This window comes from Paenibacillus enshidis (assembly GCF_042136365.1).
GTDB lineage: Bacteria > Bacillota > Bacilli > Paenibacillales > Paenibacillaceae > Paenibacillus > Paenibacillus enshidis.
The window spans coordinates 41,418-61,470 of sequence record NZ_JBHHMI010000013.1 but is presented as its reverse complement, the minus strand read 5'-3'; the positions used below and the strand labels follow the sequence as shown (position 1 = coordinate 61,470).

General features: G+C 40.1%; 17 protein-coding genes. 11 read left to right on the top strand and 6 right to left on the bottom strand.

Features of this window, described 5'->3' with window-relative positions; all coding sequences use genetic code 11:
* Position 1 precedes the first annotated feature (1 nt).
* The 4 genes from ACE41H_RS15465 to ACE41H_RS15450 form a co-directional block, all read right to left on the bottom strand.
* Positions 2-325, bottom strand: coding sequence for a hypothetical protein (locus ACE41H_RS15465; RefSeq protein ID WP_375356318.1), 324 nt, complete (start codon positions 323-325; stop codon positions 2-4).
* Entirely contained in the window at positions 318-1,388 is a 1,071-nt protein-coding gene (locus ACE41H_RS15460; RefSeq protein WP_375356317.1) for a conjugal transfer protein, read from the bottom strand. The genes ACE41H_RS15465 and ACE41H_RS15460 overlap by 8 nt, the downstream gene beginning before the upstream one ends.
* A gap of 3 nt (positions 1,389-1,391) precedes the next feature.
* The gene (locus tag ACE41H_RS15455; protein WP_375356315.1) at positions 1,392-1,811 is read right to left on the bottom strand and encodes a hypothetical protein; all 420 of its coding nucleotides are present in this window, start codon (positions 1,809-1,811) and stop codon (positions 1,392-1,394) included.
* Between the two features lie 278 nt (positions 1,812-2,089).
* Positions 2,090-3,013, bottom strand: a complete 924-nt coding sequence (locus ACE41H_RS15450) for a replication-relaxation family protein (RefSeq protein WP_375356313.1) — start codon at positions 3,011-3,013, stop codon at positions 2,090-2,092.
* A 1,341-nt stretch (positions 3,014-4,354) separates the two neighbouring features.
* Here ACE41H_RS15450 and ACE41H_RS15445 point away from each other — a divergent pair.
* Positions 4,355-4,681: a hypothetical protein gene (locus ACE41H_RS15445; RefSeq protein ID WP_375356312.1), complete on the top strand. Its 327-nt coding sequence runs from the start codon at positions 4,355-4,357 to the stop codon at positions 4,679-4,681.
* 13 nt (positions 4,682-4,694) lie between these two features.
* Positions 4,695-6,014: an FtsZ/tubulin family protein gene (locus ACE41H_RS15440; protein ID WP_375356311.1), complete on the top strand. Its 1,320-nt coding sequence runs from the start codon at positions 4,695-4,697 to the stop codon at positions 6,012-6,014.
* 447 nt (positions 6,015-6,461) lie between these two features.
* Here ACE41H_RS15440 and ACE41H_RS15435 read toward each other — a convergent pair whose 3' ends face one another.
* Complete coding sequence (locus tag ACE41H_RS15435; protein ID WP_375356310.1) at positions 6,462-7,163, bottom strand: helix-turn-helix domain-containing protein; 702 nt, start codon at positions 7,161-7,163, stop codon at positions 6,462-6,464.
* Positions 7,164-7,795: 632 nt separating this feature from the next.
* Here ACE41H_RS15435 and ACE41H_RS15430 point away from each other — a divergent pair.
* A complete protein-coding gene (locus ACE41H_RS15430) occupies positions 7,796-10,192 on the top strand; it encodes a type IV secretory system conjugative DNA transfer family protein (protein WP_375356309.1) in 2,397 nt (798 codons plus the stop codon).
* Positions 10,193-10,839: 647 nt separating this feature from the next.
* Here ACE41H_RS15430 and ACE41H_RS15425 read toward each other — a convergent pair.
* Positions 10,840-11,475 carry a helix-turn-helix domain-containing protein gene (locus ACE41H_RS15425; RefSeq protein ID WP_375356308.1) on the bottom strand — a complete coding sequence of 212 codons (636 nt, stop codon included), beginning with the start codon at positions 11,473-11,475 and terminating at the stop codon, positions 10,840-10,842.
* 421 nt (positions 11,476-11,896) lie between these two features.
* On the opposite strand from ACE41H_RS15425, the gene ACE41H_RS15420 reads away from it, so the two are divergent.
* The 8 genes from ACE41H_RS15420 to ACE41H_RS15385 all read left to right on the top strand — a co-directional run bounded on the left by ACE41H_RS15420 (position 11,897) and on the right by ACE41H_RS15385 (position 20,051).
* Positions 11,897-12,145 carry a hypothetical protein gene (locus ACE41H_RS15420; protein ID WP_375356307.1) on the top strand — a complete coding sequence of 83 codons (249 nt, stop codon included), beginning with the start codon at positions 11,897-11,899 and terminating at the stop codon, positions 12,143-12,145.
* Between the two features lie 307 nt (positions 12,146-12,452).
* The gene (locus ACE41H_RS15415) at positions 12,453-12,917 is read left to right on the top strand and encodes a hypothetical protein (protein WP_375356305.1); all 465 of its coding nucleotides are present in this window, start codon (positions 12,453-12,455) and stop codon (positions 12,915-12,917) included.
* Complete coding sequence (locus ACE41H_RS15410) at positions 12,914-13,762, top strand: 30S ribosomal protein S1 (RefSeq protein WP_375356304.1); 849 nt, start codon at positions 12,914-12,916, stop codon at positions 13,760-13,762. Before ACE41H_RS15415 ends, ACE41H_RS15410 begins: the two co-directional genes overlap by 4 nt.
* Before the next feature lie 16 nt (positions 13,763-13,778).
* The gene (locus ACE41H_RS15405; protein WP_375356302.1) at positions 13,779-14,687 is read left to right on the top strand and encodes a replication-relaxation family protein; all 909 of its coding nucleotides are present in this window, start codon (positions 13,779-13,781) and stop codon (positions 14,685-14,687) included.
* A gap of 109 nt (positions 14,688-14,796) precedes the next feature.
* Positions 14,797-16,173, top strand: a complete 1,377-nt coding sequence (locus tag ACE41H_RS15400) for a hypothetical protein (protein WP_375356301.1) — start codon at positions 14,797-14,799, stop codon at positions 16,171-16,173.
* Positions 16,170-18,245: an ATPase, T2SS/T4P/T4SS family gene (locus tag ACE41H_RS15395; RefSeq protein WP_375356300.1), complete on the top strand. Its 2,076-nt coding sequence runs from the start codon at positions 16,170-16,172 to the stop codon at positions 18,243-18,245. The genes ACE41H_RS15400 and ACE41H_RS15395 overlap by 4 nt, the downstream gene beginning before the upstream one ends.
* Entirely contained in the window at positions 18,242-19,126 is an 885-nt protein-coding gene (locus tag ACE41H_RS15390; protein ID WP_375356299.1) for a type II secretion system F family protein, read from the top strand. The genes ACE41H_RS15395 and ACE41H_RS15390 overlap by 4 nt, the downstream gene beginning before the upstream one ends.
* A gap of 22 nt (positions 19,127-19,148) precedes the next feature.
* Entirely contained in the window at positions 19,149-20,051 is a 903-nt protein-coding gene (locus ACE41H_RS15385) for a hypothetical protein (protein WP_375356298.1), read from the top strand.
* Positions 20,052-20,053: the final 2 nt, after the last annotated feature.

Sequence of the window (20,053 nt, the reverse complement as noted above, 5' to 3'; positions counted from 1 at the left end):
ATTATTTAAAGATCGACCCAAAGATCGAGCTGCTCAGTGTTTTAACAGAAGTCCAATCAGTGAAATAGGCAACAACAAGAAATATGCCTACTGTACTAATAACTTTAATCCAATCACGCTTAATCAGTAGAAATATCAAGATGACCACGATTATCGCAGGAAGAACAGGGCCTGTAATTGAATTGAGAAAGTTAGCAGTATTCTGACCGACATTAGTGCCGTTTGCATATATAGGAGTGGTGATGAAAAATGTAGAAACCGCGAGCGTAGCCGCCATAATGCCATGATAAAACTTAGGAAGTTCTTTCTTTTTTGGTTTATTCATTTGAAGTAGCTCCTTTCTTTTGATCAGAAATAGGGGTAGTAGATGGATCACTAGACGATGCAGTATCTTCGGGCGATTTTTGTTGTGGCTGCTGGACGGATACCACATACATTTCATTTCCAGAAATCTGAACCGTCATCGACCATTGATTTTTAAATTTTTCTTGAAATTTGTTTTCGACTATGACGGATGCGTCAATTCGATATTGATCAGATTGGACGTTGCTTTGTAATAAAGAGAAGTCATCGATCTTTACAAATGTGTAACCTGTGTCTGAGTACGAATCTGATGGTGCATTCCCGGGTAAATAGAAATACTTCAACTCGTCGAGATTCCCGGTCAGAAGTGCGCTCAGTGCGGAGGAAAGAAGCTTTTTCCCCTTTTCGTTCAATTGATTGTCTCCGACCATTCTGAACTCCTGTGTATCTTTTGACTGTTTATCCGCTTTTGGTATTTCAGAAGAGAATCTCGGATAATCCTGAATGACGAGTTTGCCATCTGATGTTTGGGTCACAGGCACCACAAGGTATGATTTCGTGGTTGTGTCGGCAGCAACTGCTGGGTTCTTCGTGTCATTCTCATCAGGCATGCTGGATTGTCTCCGAACAACCACAGTAACCTCTGTCAGATCAGGCGGTTGAACATGGCTGCCGTATACACTTGCGGAAAGAACTGTACTCTTCCCCTTTAGGCTGAACTGATCAAGTCCGGCATCACTATCAATGCCAGTGATGAATGGTTCAAGCCTGGAGTTACGATCCTCAATGAAGTTGCTGTCCCAAGAAAAATACTCCGTTGCGAAATCAACAGCGAACCCTTTCACGTTATCTGGAACGGCGGGTTCAAGGGTTCCATAGTTATTCACGACAGTGACCTCTTCGGGACCTTTAATAAACTCAACTGCTCCTTTGATTAAAAGAAGAATTGCCACGGTCCAACAGATGGCCCGAATGATTTTCCATCGGCCTGCAGTTTTAGGCAAACGTTCTTTGATGTTTTTGTCTCTCACCTTTTTGGTTTTAACCTCAGTGGAGTCAGCTTTATTCTTTTTTTTGCCGAACAATTTCTATCTCCCACCTCTGTCACTTTTCTCTCTTCGTACCCCTAACGATCCAATTAAGATAACTAAAACAATGGCCACAATTGCGAAGTATTTGGTGTCGAAAGCTAAAAACCAATCTACCGCTTCTTTAACTCTTGCAATTAAGTCGGGCGTGGTTTTCTTAGCCCCAGCAGCAACCGTATCAATCACATTGATCACCCTCTCATGGCTGTTGCTCTGCTCCTTGGATGGAGAGTGATGATCCGGATCGGGAGCCAGGGCAGACTCTGGTTTCGAGATCGATGGGATTTCCTTTTGAACTTGGTCCGCAGGAACCTGAGTTTGTGTTTCACCAGTTTCTGGGGTTCGGATGAGAAACACACCTAATATCAGGATGATTACTAATCCTATGGCAACCATCATCAGATTACCTTTTCGTTTCAAGGTGTTCACCACTCTCCTGTTCATAAGTTTGAATGAAGGACACTATGAACGGTCTATCATTTCGTCACCAACTCCAATCCTAAACATAAGGGATTCCATATAAAGAGAATCCATCTGACCTAACTAAGTAATTAATTAATTGATTAGAACTAAAAAAATATTAGACCTCATCGTGACATTATCATGAAGTCTAACAATTCAATCAACTAACTAAATAAATAGATATCCAATTAGTATATTAGCATATGAAACATAATTTTTGGAAATATTTTTTTAAGCTATTTCAGAAGCCCAGAATAGGCGATCATTATGTCTTGCATATTTTTTCCGACAAGGACTTTTGTTTGGTTGGGAAAAACAACGGCTGCTGCTTTTCGAATGTTCTCAAGTCTTGTTTTATGGATGGCCGTTGGAACAATAAATGCAATGTATCCATTCCGTATAATGTCATTTGACGAATACCTAAATACTTGCTGATATTTCTCAAGCTTGGATCGTATCGATACTTGTTCGCTGTAAATTGGTGAGCGATAGATGGGCTCGGTCGAGCGATCTAATTCCACAAAGAATAGCTGCTCGCTGTAGCGGAGTATTGCATCAGGTCTTACTAAGTAGTCTTCACTATCGCTTGTGATTGCTTCAGAAGGATGCCAGTCCCAATCGTGAAACTGTTTTGAGTCGGAGTCCGCCTCTTTAATTATTTTGTACTTCACCGTTAGATAGATATTGGCTAATTCCCAAAAGTGATCTTTCTTAGCTCGCTGCATATCTATTTCAAGTTTAGACAACTTGACGGCATCTGGGATTTCCAGCCTCCTTTCGACCACTCGCAATCCCTTATTCGTAAGGTACACCCATCCGCCTTTTATACTCCTCCCCTGCTGGCCAGATTCAGGAACCAGAGAACTGTATTCAATAAGCCCTCTTTGCTTTAAACGCGTCCGCATTCGATTCATGCGCTTGATAATTCGAGCTTCATTCCTTAGGCGATACTCATCTTTCTCATTTTCGGGCAACGCATCGAAATTCTTATAGAAATTTTCCGGACTTTCTTCAAAGTAGTATTCCATGATGGCTTCCCTTTTCATGAATCTGCATTTATACAGATCGATGAGAAACGTCCATTCTATGTCCGATAGCAAGTCTATTGTTTCGCCCAAAGAGTACTCGTTCTTCTCATTTTCTTTGTTATTCGTACTCATAAATTTCAATCCTTTCTATATTCGGGAACCTGAAAAGTATGTGGGGGTTGAATAAGACAAACTTTACACGGTTAGTCGGGAAGTTGTAAAGGGGAACGAACACAGATTACAGCTAGGTTAAGCGGGATTACTTAAAAAATATTTAGGTAGGTGAAAACAGAGGATATATTCTAAGTAATAAACCAGGGAATTGATATATTTAAAATCAACTAATCAGCCAGAGGGTGCACCAAGCGAAAACCTATGCTTCTGACCAATTGATGGGACAACATCAATCCACCATTGCTTTATTGGGATTATATGGTATATCTATAAGGTACATGTATATTCTTACGACTAGCTATTTGTGGGTAATTTGAGGAGGCACAGACATCTTTTTTAGCTCTTCAAACAACTTTCATACGACGTGTAGATGTCTATAACCAACGTTCCATAGAACAGGAAGTAAAGAGTCCTATCCCCTTCATCAAGAAAAAGGTAGGTGTCTCCCTCTACTTGCTCGCATGTAGAGATATACATGTCATCCTTCCGATAGAAGTCCCCTTCCCCTTTATTCTTGGTTATGTGAAGCCTAAATGAACTTGGATGCTCGAGACTTTAAGTTTGCCTTCTGCCGGTTGCGAGAAGTGCCCTCCCACGGCACATCGTAAACCTGCATCTGCGGTGCGGATGTTCCAAAATCGTTGGTGATCCAGCTTCATGAATGCGAAGAATGCGGACGGGTGCAGGACAGGGACAGCGTTTCTGCCCAGTTAGTTTTGCAGCGGGCTTTGAACATCGTAGCGTGATGGACCGAATTCCGTAGGGAGGCTTTCCCCCGAACGAGATGACGTGCCACATCGAACGCTTGTGGAGATCCAGTCAGACAAAGACTGTGATCGTCGAACAAGAAGCACCCGCCTCTTCAGGCATTGGGGGCATTCACTTAAGTCATTCTTATGGGCGGATCTCAACGTGATTAAGTTTGAGTGATACGACATACAGAGATTAGAAAAGAAATAGAAAGTTGTGAATATTAGGATTCGTAACGAATCGTTATTAATATAAGATAGCGTGCGGATTTTTAGGTTTTGCTTGATAATAGGGATACCTAACGCTGCGTTAATTTGATGTAGATAATAAAACCGCTCATCCCCTACTCTCCCATGCGCTTTACTTACTTGACAGGATGCATTCGGTTAAGGAATAATAGAAAATGACGATCCGTAACGGTGCGTGATCTTCGAAATAACGACACCTTAATTGCCTGAGTGCAGCTATACCTACATAAATTAACGCAACGTTATTTTCTATTTTCACGTATCGTAAGGAAACTTTATTAAGCGATTGGAGGTGACTACTTTGGAGGATAATGGTTTATACTACCCTCCACAGCTGCTTGCTCTTATAGTCAGCAGAATTCCCAATGATCTGATGAAGGTGTTTACGCAAATTTGGAACAGTAAATCAACCAATGAGTCGGGTAGTAGCGAGTCAGGAATCACTTGGACAAGCTTAGTGAAGGAGATTGGTGATCGCTCTATAGTTGAAAAAGCGTTGCTGATATTCGAGATTAATGGGTTTGTATATTCGGAGTCATCTGCGCTTGATCGGAGACAAAAAAAGTATCTTCCCCATAGTGTTCTGGGCAGGCAGCTAGCAAAATATTTAAGAGAACAACAAAATTAGGAGGTAACTATTAATGGATTATAAATTGGGTTTCATTACGCTTGAAGGATTTGTCCGAGGTGTTGCAAATAAAGAGAGCCTTAAACTTTGCTTTATCGCTTGTGGCCAATTTGGCGGCAAACAAGGAGATGAATTGGCAAGACTAAATCATAGTGTCCATGCCATCAATACGGCCGAGACTGATTTAGCGGATTTAAAAGTCATTAAGAACATTATCAAACTGGATAATTATAATGGTGCTGTGAAAGATATTGAGCGCGGTCAAATGGCCATTAGAGATAATCGCGAAAAAGTACTGAGTGTTCTGCAGCATCCTGATGTTACTGAAGCTGATTTTGTTTTTGTTGCTGCTGGTATGGGTGGTGGAACGGGAAACGCAGCTGCTCCTATGTTGCTTGCTAATCTTGCGAAAATTAGGAAACCTTTCAATGGGAAGCCTTCTTACGGTGGATTAATCTCTGTACCTGGCTCCTGGGAACAAAGAGGAATCAAGAAAAATGCTCGATGGGGATTGTCCCATATTGATGACTTGATCCGGGAAAATGCATGTGGATCGGTAATGATTATTGATAATGAGAAACTATATAATCTGACGGAGAGTATCTTTAGTGACAACGGACCACTCAGCTGGGAAGACTATGGAAACAGTACGATTGCTGCACTAATCACAGAAGTGCTTGCTTTAACAGCTCTTCCATCTGGTAAAACGTTCGATGCTGATGAACTTCTAGATGTATTGTGCACCCCTGGCTACTTTTCTTTTGGTAAAACTATAATCAAAGATGGAGATTCACGTGAATCAAACAGTTTGAGTAGTTACATCGATAGAGCTTTTAAATCTTCTCCAACTGCAAGTGACTACGATTATGAATTGGACGCAATAAATGGTTTTGTAGCGGTTGTGCACCCTAAATCGAGTAGAAATCCTATAATTACGGATTCAGATTTTCGCACAATTGAAGAAAACTTTGGTGAGTATATAGCAAATGCGGAAAAACCGCACAGTGGAATGATTGCAAATGAAGATTGGGGTTTGATAACCGGGAATGGGAAAGTAAAAGGGGAAGATCCTAAGGCTCTGCTGTATGTCGGAGCAGTAACGGATCAGTTGCCTGCTCGTATTACACAGATGCTTGAAGAGATTGAACAAGAGGAGAAAACTCTTTCTGAGAAGAAAAGCAAGCGAGCGTCACAGGCTCCTTTGGATCTATCCGCATTTAAAAAGCTCGACAAACGCGAGTTTGCTGCGAGTAGTGAGGTTGGAAATGAGTTTGACTTGTTTGCCCCCAGTAAAAGTAAAGATGATGAAGATGATGATAACTTCTTGTTGTAACCCTCTACATGGAAAGCCCTATCCCTATGGATGGGGTCTTTTCTTGTAGGGGTCTATAATATGCTTGTAGCTTGTTACAAGCATATTATAGACCCTGGATCTTTAGATGCCGGTTTAAATCAGTGTTGAGTTGCCGGCGGCAGAACGTCATTTCTGAATCTGTTTGATCGGCAGCCTGCCAAAATGATAAGCAGATTGCTCATGGATGATGTAGAAGCCCTCCCCTACTCCCTCCTCTCATCTTCTACAGAATTTGACCAAGAAAGCCCTGTAGATAGAATTGAAGTTCAAGAAATAGTGTGTCGTAAAGGAACGTTACACCTCTTTACGTTCCGTTAATTGAACCAAGTCTAAAGGCTGCTATATAAGACTTTTTCATATTAACGACCCCTAACGCTACTTAACGTAGCGTTATTTTTGTAAAAAATAGTACCCGTTTTTGGGGTACTATTTTCCGCCGAATAATCCAAATAACCCTTTTCGTTTGGGTGTACTGCTCTCTACTAGATGCTCTCTAGTGACAACTGCCCATTCATTTAAATTATTCTGCATCTGTTCTGACAACGAATTAACACTGTTCTGTAGAGTCTCTTGCACCCCCTCTTTAATCGTTGACATATTATCTTGAATTTGCTGGTTTATAGCGGCTTTTACTTCATTGCTGCTATCTACAGACAATTCTTTAAGTTCATTTATATGCCTAGAAAGCATTTCTTCGTTTTTTTCTATATGGGAATTGAGAACGTTGTCTAGGTTGGTTAGAAAACCATTTAGTCTGTTGCTTAAGTCAACCACTAGAGAATGCATTTGTTGTTGCTGCAGTGCTGTTCCTGGAGCTTGAGTAGGTACAAGAGATTGTCCTCCTCCCTCCTCTTCTATGTTGCTGTTTGTAAATCCATTAGCTCGCATCTCCATTACTTTTAGTATGAATTTCTGGATCATGGGCATTGAGTAGTTTTCATCCCGAAGTTCTTTGATCGTCTTGATCAAATCAATGTGATGAGAAGTATAATATCTATTATTTTGGGCGTCACGTGGGACATAAAATGCATCTCCAAGCTTCTCTTCCCAACTTCTGATTGTGCTTTGATGTTGTTCCGTTATTTCAGCCATTTCTGAAATGGTATAGACTTTTTCAAATTCACTCACACTTCCACCTCCTTAGTGCTTTTTTAGTGCTACAACTAACATGTAACCCCTCTACAATCAACACTTGTAGAGGTCTATATGTTCTATTATACACCACTATACATGCTTTAGAGAACCGTAAATAGGCAGAGAATATCAAAGAGCCCTCTTTCACTTGTATATCTCTACAATAAAGGGCTGTTATATTCGATGAATAAATACCCCTACAACCAAGATGTAGAGGTATTTATTGTAGATTGTATATCTCTAGAATGTAGACGGTATTTAACCGTTGTTGTAGAGGTCTATATGTTGAAAATATATATATACATGTACAGATTACTTTGGAGGTGGTCTTCATTGTATAGGTATAGATGTGTGTTGGAGTTGAATACATCTAAAGGTGTATCCATATAGATCTGTTATTGTAGTTGTATATATCTTAAAGATGTATACATATATATATTCAGTATGTAGGGGGTCTCCAAGTTACTTGGAGAGGATCGACATCATTAATCAGTTAATTAATTAGTTGATTAATGTATGACTATCGTTTATTTTAGGGAATAAGCGTTAGTATTTTCCTGTAATATTTAAGAATGACCTTGAGGAGGGGTATTTAGAATTCAATAGATTTGAAAGGATGGCATCTGATGAATTTCATATCAATGATTATTGGTGGTTTTTTTTCGGCATTAGGACATGTACTTGCCTTTGTCCTAAAGCATATTTATATGACTGCCAAGCAATTTTCGCGCAATAAGAAGAACGCATCTAAAATTTGGAACATGAAAGCTATATTTTGGCTGCTTGTAACTATAATCATGTTTCTGTTAATCGTTGCGAGGTACCAGGACGCTATTTTCGCTGGACGTGGGCCGGCATTGTATCTGTCTATACCTGGTCTGTTTTTGTTTTTATCTGGACATACGATTTATTCTTCACCGTTTCTAAGAGACGTGACAGGGATAAAGGTTCTGGTCAAAACGCTGCAGTTTTCACTTGCGGTTCTGGCTGGAGGGCAAATTCTGCTTCGCTTTATACCTTTAGCCGCAGTACTGCCTATAACCGCAATTACACTTGCAGCTACAATTGCTTTTGTTTTGAAGAAATCTGTTCTTGCACCCAAAGATGATTCTGTTTTTTCACAACTAACGAGTGTAGTAGAGCAGACCGAGGAAAACCTTGGAGATAACCTTGCTAAAAGGGTAAAGGCTCTTAGTACGATCTTCAGGAGAGAGAAGGGGGCGTCATTACCCATAAGCTCATTTGAAGCATCAAGCTTTGAAGGTATTGATCTAAGTCAAAAGGGTTGTTTATCTCATCTTAGATACAATGATCCTAGTGCAAAACTGGATTTGTTTTATACCGTGCCCACAGAAGATGAAGAAGCACGTCTTATTTCAATTAGCCTATACGACCGGGTGCAGCACTCACAAAACCTAGGCGGTACAGGTGCCGGTAAAACGATGTTAGCAACCACGAAATTAGTCCAGGATATTCTTAATGATGCAGTTGGTGTAACGCTGTTGGAACCAAAAGGATCATATATCTCAAGAATGTCTAACTTTATTGAAAGGGTAGGTAGGGAATACTACAGACTCGATCCCACTCTTGAGACATCTGATTGTTTGAATCCTCTGTATGTACCCGAAGGAGAGGACATTGAACAAATGATCGAGGCCAATATTGCAGCCTTTCATGCCTGGCTTGGACCTGATGCTAGACAATTCTTTAAAGGAAGATCTACGGGGTTAATTCGAACATCTATAAAAGCATTGAAACTTGGATACGGCAATAAATGTGGGTTCAATGATTTGTTTGATATCATTAATCCGGATGGACATGACAAACGAGCTGAGCTCTTGTATCTCTTAAAGGATAAAAGAAACTTGGTTCCAAGTTTGGTGAGTTATCATAACAATTTATCAGGTCAACAAAAACTGATGGAATACACGATTCAGACCTATTCAAGTGCGTATGATTACATGTTGGAACTCACTTCAAATAAATACATTCAACGGATGTTCTGTAGAGAATCTACTTTTACCATTGATGAAGTGATGAATCAGGGAAAGCTGTTATTAATTAACGCTGCGTACGGTAAGCTGCAATCTTTGACTTACACAGTTGGTAAACTTGTCCTGAGTTTGATGAGAGCAGAAACGATGAGAAGAAATACTTCAAGCAAATTAATACCACATCCAGTCTATGTCGATGAGGTAGAGATGTTTGCAGATAATGAGTTGTCTGTCTTCTTTGAAATGGCCCGTGAATTTGATGTCCCTGTTGAAGTAATTCACCAAGGGAATGAGCAGCTGAAGGATGAAAGTAAGCGTTTGGCAGCTATGGTCAAACAAAATGCAGCGCAAAAGTACATTCTCGCTGGCACAGAGGTGGAAGATGCTAATTATTACTCCGAATTGTTTTTAGAGGAATATGTTCCGACAATTTCAAGTGGAACTGATGAAATGTCAACGACCGGCTACAATACGCAGATCAGAGAGGAAAAGCGGAGGAAGGTAGACACTTCTGATATTTTAAGTTTGAAAGGATACAACTATGCTACTGGAGAGCCTGCCGAATGTTATTTCCGGGGGGTCATTAATAACGTGAGAATGGACGCAGTGAAGTGCCACATCTATCCGGTTCCTTCAGTCCTGTTTAGTCCATTAGGAGACAGTGAGCAAGCCAATTCAGAACAAGTTGATTTGGCCAAGGACAGAGAAGAGCAGATGGGGGGGGAGCCGGAGGTTGTTAGCGAAGATTCTAAAACAATTCCGCAAGAAGCCACTAAACCAATACCCGAGAGTACAAAGATCATCGCTAATAAGAAACCAGAAAGAATTCGCAATGCGATCTGGGATGATGAAGGTGAGAAACGGGAGGAGCAAGGTAAGGAAGAGGAGGGGGGAGGAGAAACAGCTGTAGACAACACGAAACCACTTCAAACTGCTTATGTTGATAACAAGATGATGTCTGTAGCTCAGAAGATTAAAGCGAATGCCATATCTATACGTGAAGAACAGAAAGAAAAAGATGAAGCGTAGTTCCGCTTCATCTTTTTAGTCAATCAATCTGTAAACGGTCTTGGAAAACTTCGTACACTGTTTTCCCCAGGGGTGTTATCTTAAATGGTTTGGACTTCCCAACAGACATGGATGAAATCAAACCAAGAGCCTCTAAGTGCAAGCAAGCGTTGTTGAGCTCACCTCTGCGAACTCGGCTATGGAGGGCCAGATCTTCTCGGTTATAGGTTGCATGAGAATTATCGTAAATTGTTTTGTAAATCTTCTTTGCGGCATCCGATAATTGCTCAAGAGCCTGTCCAAAGTACTCTTGAATTGACATGTTTAAATCTGTTATGTCGAATGGGTTTCGATACATCGTAAAACCTCACTTTAGTTATTTTCTCATGGAATTAATTATGACATAGTTAAAGGTGATTCACAATAATTAATTACTTAGTTATTTACACAGTTAGTTATTTAATTAGTTAATTGGTATCAGCCTGGATAGCAATACGAAATGTTCTAGGATGAGCCAACACTTAACTTAGTAGACTGCACAAAACTGAGATGGCCTAGGTGCGGTGAACTAACTAAGAATCTCATGACATAGCCATGTTGGAGGCTCAAAAGTCTCGATGATCTGAGAAGCACCTGCCTTTAGTTTCCACCCATTTGGTATCTATCTTCTAAAATGTTACTTTACGAATGAGTGTAGTCGGCTTTTGGATAACTGCGGAGTTTCTAGTATTTTTTTCAATGGATTGCATAATCGTGCGTTTGTATTTATTGAGTTGATTATAGGTAATGGTAAGCTCCTGCTCGATCTGCTCCGAGTGGAATATGAGCTTGAGGTTAGATGAATCAACTCCCTTGATCTGATCAAGATTAATAAATAAGCCACTTTGAATCCGTATGAAATTGTACTTTTCAAGTTTCGTTTCCAGGAGCAGATAATCGAATAGGGGCTTTGTATCATGAATGACTTCAGCTTCAAGGTGATATTCGATAAGATTGTCCTGGTTCACAGTTAGGTAAAGTACAAGCTGCAGATCAATCTCAATAAATTCGATACTCTCGAATGTTTCATCCGAAGTCGTATGCCCAGCAAGGGTCATAAGTAGGTTGAAATTAGCGTTATATGCAATTGCTAATTTTCGTAAAGTATCAGGTTTTGGAATAAGAGGGGTATTATTATTTCGATTTGTCCCTATCTCAAGATCTCGGATGTAGCCATGACTTAATGTACTTTTCTGAGCTGCAGTATGTAGGGAGTAACCAGAGGATATCCTCAGTTTTTTTAGATAGCTTCCTAATGAACTCATAAACCCTCCATGGATCAGTTATTTAAACAATAAAACCATATTTGTATTCATTATACAATCATAGGTACTTAGACCTAAACAATCAAGTACTATTTATTGCTCTTTCGGAAATTGTTAATCGATAAGAAACTTCCTGATCTATCCAATTCCACATTTATATATTAACCGATTTTTGAGTTAGTTTGAAAATATTGAACTTCATAACATAAAATAGTCGGATAAATGATATGTTTTGTCGAAAAAAGTCGTATTAAGTAGTAGTTTGTCGATCATTATTTTATATTCAAAGAAAAAGATGGCACCAATGGAAAAGTTATTGACCATATGTCGTATTTATAGTACACTTTCACTGTCTTTGGTCTATATGGACTATCAATGGTTCGTAAGAACTAGATTTATAATCGCGAGGAGAAGGGTGAATATGTATAATACGGTAAAAATGGATCATAATAAGAGTTTTCTTGAACAATCGGAAAAACACATGATGTTGATTGAAGGTAGCGAGGTAACCGAAGGAGACTTGGTGGGATATCTTCCAGGTTTGCGATTAGGTGTGAAAGGACATACCAGAGAAGAGTTGATTTCAAAAGCAAAAGAGTTGATCAAGGTGATGAAAGAAGAGGGATCTACGTTTTATAACGACGTCGAGTATATAAACCTTACGGTTTAATTTTGACACCTGGATTGGAATTTGCGGGCGCCTAAAAAGGTACTTTCACATAAAATAATAAAAAGCATTGTTTTTTGGGTTACAGTTATTGTAATATACTATCTAGTTATCTAATTAATTAGCTGATGACTGTATAATAATAGATTGAGATATTGGGAATAAATGTATAATACATCCGGTATCTCAATCATAAACCCAAGAACGGCTTATTTTTTTATTTTTTAGTCATTTAATTAATGACTTAGTTAACATCAATAAAAGATAAATATAACAAAAACTAACAACTAAATAGAATGGGGGATGTCATTTGGGGCAGGATCATCTTATTGATGAATTGGATTTCATCCTAACTCATCCTGCAGTCAAACCTGAAAACTTGGAGGGGTTCTATAACCAATGCTTGATGGCATACCCCACAGTGCCGCTTTATAAAATTGTGAATCATGTCTATAAGTCGAATAGGCAGCTGTTAGCGGATTGGTCTGCTGTAAATAGAACGATTCGACATGCGGTATTAGGGCTCGGGGTGGAACTGAATAATAGCGATGATGGTCTGTCTATACAGATATCCAAATCTGACTTGAACGTGAGTAAAGACTATTTTGTATATAATTACACATCAAAGCTGGAATTCAGCCAACTTAGAACACTTCACCAATTAGGAAAAATACGTATTCGTTGCAGCGATGCTAAAAGTTTGGAACTGGTTGGGATCAGGAAAATTCATTCAGGTACATACAAATTATACCTAAAGGGAGAGTTAACATTATGAATGAGGCGTTGACTATTAATAAAATGGCTCGGTATGAGAAAGCTTTAAAACACAAGGAGATCCTAAGCGGCCGGGTCAGCTCCATTGAAGAGCACATGCCTTACGGTCAAAAAATGTCTTGTGCGATCGTTGAACTGGATCATGGACTAAAAGGAATGATCTATGAAAGTCAATTCGATTCACAGCAATATCGTTCACTCGTTGGGTTTGTGGATCACACGATTGATTTTATGGTTTTGGATGTTAAGCAGCAGGGTCTAGATGCTGGTCTTCAGGTATTTGACAAAGAGAACGGTATTGTTTTGCTATCCAGAATTCAAGCTTTAGAAGTTCTGAGAGAGAATTTTTGGAGCTTACCTGACGAAGAGTTAATAGATCATGTGGTTGTCGGTGCTGTATCTGGCTTCGAGGACAGGGCGATTTATTTATTAGTCAATGGCGTTGACTGCTACCTGAGCAAAAAAGACTACGAGTATGACTGGAATGAGTCTATGAAGAAGAAACTTCCTTTAGGGGCCAAAGTTACAGTCAAAATCAAAGAAATTGATCGAGATAAGGGACGTGTACATGTTTCTCGTAAAGAGTTGATGGAGAATCCATGGGATCGTGTGCATGAAAACTTCGGCGTAGGGAACTTTTACTCGGGCAAGGTGATTAATGAAGTACAAGGCACAGGCCTTTTTGTAAAAGTGAAACCAGGAATTCATGCTCTTTGCTGGTTTCCAAATCGCAGACCCGAAGGTTCGCTACTCGGAAAATCGGTGACGGTCAGAGTTAAGAGCATTAACAAAGACACTCAAAGAATGGCTGGGAACATTGTTAGCTTCCCACATGAGGTTTACTAAGGGGGACGGACGGTCCATGGAAACATCACCATTGATTAATCCATTGGAAAGTGCAAATGTGCTACATAAATATCCTGTATTTGATGATCCGTACGCTCATGTCACAGGAATTGATCCACTTACGAATCATCAATTTTACTATATTGAAAGCTTGATCGAGCGGGAATGGATTACAGAGCGGGATATCAATATCGTGAAGACGATCTTTGTTCACCGCTGCATGACATTTACACAGATCCACTCCATTTTCTTTCCAGATTGTAGCCGGCTAGAGACGATTCGAAAGCGGCTTGGCCGCCTGGTTAAATATGGACTGGTCCGGAGAGTTTCTTGGGGAAGTTACTCCAAGAATAAATCAGAGTGTCCCATATTGTACGAATTGGGGGCGAGCGGAGCTGACATATTGAAGTATAAATATGGTACCCAGGTAGGTTCGAGAGATCCTCGGTCCACTAAGCCATCCACATTGACATTCAAGTTTAAGTATGTGGTTACCAACCAGCTCTATTTGGAATTATCCAAACTGGATTTGAAGCATTTCGAATTTAATCCGGTCCTTAAATTGAATGAAGAAGTGCAAGTTCCAATGGCCTATTATGTGTTACGAAACCCTAAGGGGTTGGACATACAATTCCATCTTCTATGTTACCGGGAAGATGAGAAGTGGATGAAGACGATGACCTATCAGCTGGATTTTTTCAAACGCTATTACCAGGCTGAAGACCAAAGAAGAACTGTCTTAGTGGTTCATGTTTCAGATGATGCCAAAGCTGAGTCAGCTATGAAAATAGTGCAGCTGGCAGGCCTATCATTTGAACCGTGGTTCATAACTGACGCTGACCTGTATAACAAGGATATACCCGTAACCGGTAAGTTCTTCATGTTTGAGAGTGACGGTTCGAGGTATTATTACGATCTTTCGTAGCAGTCCTAGTTGTTACCGGCAAATTAATCAAAACACATTGATTAATTGCCTAAGCGATGTAGTGAAAATTATATTGCTTAGGCAATTCATAGATGAAGAGGTGTGCTTGATGCAACGCATATTAATGGCCTCTGCAGATTCAGCCGAACAGGAATGGTTTACAGAGGAAATGAAAGACGCCCGGATCGTCGGGAAAATCCAGTCTTTAGAATTCTTCATCCAGCAGTGGCAGTCCGTACAAGCAGATACATGCATTGTGGCTGACAACGTTGCAGAAAATGAAGAATTGCTGCTAAGTCATGTGAATTGGCTCCAAGCACAGGAGTCTTCAGTAACGGTCGTCTTTATTCATTTGCGAGATGCTGAGGATGAATTCATCTCCACGCTTATGAATCATAATGTTATTTGTGTTCATTATGACAAGCTGGAGCCGGGAACGGTTGAATCAACCTTAAGTGCTTTTACGGATGGGGAGACAGAGTTTCAATATAGTGTCGAAGATAAGGCACCTTTGCAGGCAGATTCTGTTCCGGAAGACGTTGTGGAATTTAGCCCCCCGGATGAACCAGCTTCAGTTTCGCAATCTCAATCGGACGAGGCAGCAGATAGTTCAGATAAAGAGGACGTTAAACATGAGGAAGAAGTTCCTGGGAAGACGAAGCTACAAGAAGTCCTCCCGTTTCTGGCCAAGCGTGCAAGGAAGGCAGGAGAGCAAGAAGCTGCTGCGCATGAAGAGGGCCAGGCCGAGGAAGCAACTAAGGTGGAGGAGGTAGTAGAAGAGCCAGTGCCCGAAGCCCAAGATAAGCCAAGGAAGGAGGTGAAACCGAAGAAAATAAAAACGTCGGTTCCCAAAAAACAGGAGGCACCAAAAGCATTCGCTCTGCCAGCTACGTCTGGTACCTATACTATCGGCGTTGCCGGCATCCGCGGGAGAGTGGGAACGACGACCATTTCACTTCAAGTCGCTGCTTTCTTGGTTAAGCAGGGGCTAAAGGTTGCTATATGTGAGCTCCCTAAAAATGATCCCGTGTTCTGGAAGCTAGGCTTTGACCGCAATATTCCCTTCAAGGTAGAAGGTATTTATCTCTACCCGAGATGTGAGGACTTTATCGATATCATGTATTCCAACCAATATGATGTTGTCATCCTGGATGTTGGTAGTCTGTTAGAGAGTAATAAGCTCTCGCAGGTTGCTTATGAATTTGTACGACTTCAAAAGAAGATCCTGACTTCAACTCCAGGAATGTGGGACATGGACAAGTTGATGGATACGATTCAGCTGCTGCAGGAGAAAAACTTTCTATCGAAGACGGATATCATTGTAAATCCATCTGAAGGTAATGTATCAGCTGTTTCAGAGATACTTACTAAGAAATTCTGTGCCGAATTGGACATACGTTTGTTTCACTCCGGCATTATCCCTGACCCGTTTAAGGCTCAGGCAGACTCAATAATCAATGAAATTTTGCGAGGTGATCATACTTGATATTCAAAAGAAAAAAAGAGAGTCTTACGCTTTCGAATGGTTCGATATCTCTTTCTCTATTTGACCCTTCAGGGGCAGATACGACGGAGCTTGCATTGAAGCTTGCCAAAAAATACATCGCAGCTGGACAGAAGGTAGTGATTGTTGAATTGCCTTGCGTAGGGCTGCCAAGATTATCGGTTCATTCAGATCAATCGGCCGATTTGCCGGAAGAAAAAAGTATAGACCAGCTGCTCACCGATTTCGAGTGGTCAAAAGTCAAATCAATTGAAGAATACCTATTCCAAATTGATGGAGTCGATTGTATTCTTACCCACCCCAAACCTAGTGATAATTTGGCGGTGTTGATAAAGCTGAACAATCTGGAAACGTTATTGAAGGCACCAATTGACTTAATGAATCAGTTAGCCAAGGACTATAACCTTATCCTATTTTCGCTCCAAGGGCAGCTTTTCCATCCCATGACACTCGTTACTTTAAGACACACGGATGGGGTTATTGTGAATATTCCTGGTCACACTGCACTTCCTATTTCTGTTTCTGCATATAAAAGGCTGCCGGGTTACGGCATGAAAGATCAAGTGGTTTTATATAGCGAAATGGATACAGGATACAAGGAAGAGAAAGTACTGAATGATAAAGAACTCCTTGGATTTATCAATGACCTGAAACCAAAAACAATGGAAAATCAAGACAACATAGAAAATAAAAGCTTCTCGACGCATCTCGGAATTGTTAATCCAGCGGAGTACATTTCTTATCAAGCACTGAAGGAACATAATGAACGGGAGTTTGACAAAAAGGATAGTGAGATGATTGATCTCCTCGTCGACCAAACACGATCTTATCTCAAGACCAATTATGCTGAAGACTTTATTGTCTCATTCTATGATGAGAAGAAGCGTTTTCAAGTCTGGCAATACATTTCTGATTATATTCGTGCACAGACAACCTTTCAGTTCAGTGTGGAGATCGATGATGTGATTAGAGCCGTGCGAACAGAAATTACGCTGATGGGACCGTTGCAGGAAGCCTTGGATGATCCCAATACGTCAAGTATTGAATGCAATGGACCAAAGGACAATGTGAGTGAAATTAGTGGTAAGTCGCAACATGATCCTCGTATTGTGTTCAGGGATAAGGAACATATGCTGACTATTTTTAATAAAATGCTTTTCCCCATGGGAAAAACACTATCAGCAAATGATCCTGCCATCGATTCTCAGTATGGAGGATTCCGTATCAGTGCAGTACTAGATCGTAAAAAAGGGGGATTGACGACAGACTTTCCTACACTATCTATCCGTAAATTTCCTCCAGACGTGTATTCGAGTGAAGACTGTATCAAATATGGAAACATAAGTGAAGCGATTAATCAATTCTTTACAGACATCTATCCTTTAGGGCCATCAGTCATGATCGGAGGCTCCGTAAACTCGGGGAAAACAGCTCAATTGAATCGAATTCCTTCATATCTAAATCCTATTACACGGATACTAACCATTGAGGATAGTGAAGAGATGATGCTGAAGAAGAAAACAGCCTATAAAGATTATCCGAATATCGTCAGTTTTATTGTAAAGGAACATGAAAATGTTCGCCGGAGATACAATATTGCCAAAATCACAGCCATTACGCTACGACAAAATCCAGACTGGGTCATTATTGGAGAAGTTCGGGAAAATGAAGCAGCTTCTGAAGTTCTTTCTGCTGCCAACACTGGTAATATCGTGGCCTTTACAATTCATGCGAATGATGTGAGGATGATGGCTGTACGATTAACACAAATGGCTGGGGACACACCTTATATTGCAACTAAAGTGGGCGAATCCATTGATCTTTTGATCTACCAACAGAACATTAATGGAGTAAGGCGAGTGACTGACATCTGTGAGCTAATGGGCTTTGATCGGAACTCGCAACCTATTTTGAATCAAATCTTTAAATTTAATTTCCAAACCCAACAGCATGAACGAGTAGGAAAGCTGAAGAAGTTGAGAGATAAGATGATCAAAAAAGGAGCTTCAGCAGAAATTATCAATCGTTGGTGCGAAGAAGGAATCACGGTATGAACCTGATACTTTATGTTAGTTTATTAATCACTTGGTTGATCTCTTTTATTTTGCTGCTTCCTAAAGTACAAAAAGTGAACAATCAGTATCAAAACAAACAAAGAAATCGCCTCATGAATTTGCTGGGGTATGAAAAGGTACAAAAAGAAGCAGCCAACGATGGCTACACGATATCCATAAAAGAGTTTTCTTTTATCACGATATTTGCTTTAGCATCTGGCTTCATCATCGCCGTAGTGTTGGGGAATTATTATTTTATCGCTGTGGGTGTAGCAATATCCTATATGTTGCCAAGATATATCATTCTTAAAATGAAGCGGTCGAAGAGGGAAGAGAAAATGTTTGAGCTTCCTGATAACTTGAAGACTTTGACCAGTAAACTGTCAGACTTTTCATCAGTCCAGCGAGCGCTAGAGGTCGCAATTCCAGATATGCATGGAATCACGAAGTCAACCTTTGAAGATATTCTCGTAGATCTCCAAACAGGATTTCCTCTGGATACAGCGTTAGATACAGCCCAAAAAGACATTAAAATCAAGAGGTATTCAGAATACTGCAAAAAGTTACTCAGTGCACAGGAACAAGGTTTCCATGATCAGGCAATTAGGTCTTTGAAAGAGACAACGAGGGAATTCAGTACCGACAATTTAATCGTGAAAGATTTATTTATTAAATCGAAGAAGGATCGGAAGAGTCTGAAAATAGTGATGATAATGTGCTGGTTAATTCCTATCGCTCTTTCTACCATAAACTTCACGAATTCCAATATATTTTTGGAAACAACTTTAGGCAAAATTTACGTTGTCATATTTGTAATTCTGACCGTTTTTGTTTTTGTCAAAGCGGATGAGTGGCTGGCTGTTAATCTTGATAATCTTTGAGAAAGGAGGTGACTAATTAGCCTTGGATTTTATTCTTTATTGCTTAGGAATTATTTTGTTTGTGATTTTATTACTGCTATTAAATTTTGCACTACCAAATTTTAAGCAATATAAAGTTTACGCCCAGAGAGCTCAAAAACTGGCTAGTAGCGAAATCGAGAGGAGGAAGAGAAAGAGAGGGAAGATGGTCAGCTTCTTAAGTGAGCGTCTTCTTCCCAAATTAAACAAGAATCCATATATCAAGCTGGAGGTGCTCCTCGGTCGAAATATTCATGAGATCATTGCCGTCATGGGCCGTTACGAAAGCCTTTATGAGATGGTGGCCATCAAGACCGTCCGCTCTTTAACGTTTACCGCTCCAATTGCTCTTTTCTGCTTTATGTTGAATGGATTGTATTTTATTATTCCTATCGTCTTTATCGTCATCTTGATAAAAGAGACAAATGATGTGAAAAGGTCCTTCGCTCAAATGCAACGGGAAATTACAAAAGACCTTCCTACATTCATTGAACATATGAAAATGGCCCTCGAAACAGGTAAATCCTTCATTCATGTATTTCGGGAAATGGAAGGTAACTGCGGGCCCAAGATGCAGGCGCTTTTAAAACGATTAAATACAAACCTTCAAGATATGGAACCCAGCAAAGCTATAGAAATCTTTGCTCGTGAAACTACGCTCCCTGTGATGTTGCAATTTGCGACTGCCGTCAAAATCGGTATTGAATCCGGCTATGAAGAGGCTAAAGAGTACTTCGATGATATCAAGTTTGAGCTTGTTCAGTTAAGAACAACGTCCATCATTGAAATTACAAAATCCAGACCTCAGAGAGTCCGTCTTTTGTCTATGAGTTTGATTTTATACGCGATTATTTCAGTTCCAATTTGTCTGTTCCCTGCATTTTCAACTCTAATTTCAGATCTGTGAAA

Coding starts and splice junctions, on each gene's coding strand:
- ACE41H_RS15465 (WP_375356318.1), bottom strand. CDS start 325: ATGAATAAACCAAAAAAGAAAGAACTTCCTAAGTTTTATCATGGCATT.
- ACE41H_RS15450 (WP_375356313.1), bottom strand. CDS start 3,013: ATGAGTACGAATAACAAAGAAAATGAGAAGAACGAGTACTCTTTGGGC.
- ACE41H_RS15440 (WP_375356311.1), top strand. CDS start 4,695: ATGGATTATAAATTGGGTTTCATTACGCTTGAAGGATTTGTCCGAGGT.
- ACE41H_RS15430 (WP_375356309.1), top strand. CDS start 7,796: ATGAATTTCATATCAATGATTATTGGTGGTTTTTTTTCGGCATTAGGA.
- ACE41H_RS15425 (WP_375356308.1), bottom strand. CDS start 11,475: ATGAGTTCATTAGGAAGCTATCTAAAAAAACTGAGGATATCCTCTGGT.
- ACE41H_RS15420 (WP_375356307.1), top strand. CDS start 11,897: ATGTATAATACGGTAAAAATGGATCATAATAAGAGTTTTCTTGAACAA.
- ACE41H_RS15410 (WP_375356304.1), top strand. CDS start 12,914: ATGAATGAGGCGTTGACTATTAATAAAATGGCTCGGTATGAGAAAGCT.
- ACE41H_RS15405 (WP_375356302.1), top strand. CDS start 13,779: ATGGAAACATCACCATTGATTAATCCATTGGAAAGTGCAAATGTGCTA.
- ACE41H_RS15400 (WP_375356301.1), top strand. CDS start 14,797: ATGCAACGCATATTAATGGCCTCTGCAGATTCAGCCGAACAGGAATGG.
- ACE41H_RS15390 (WP_375356299.1), top strand. CDS start 18,242: ATGAACCTGATACTTTATGTTAGTTTATTAATCACTTGGTTGATCTCT.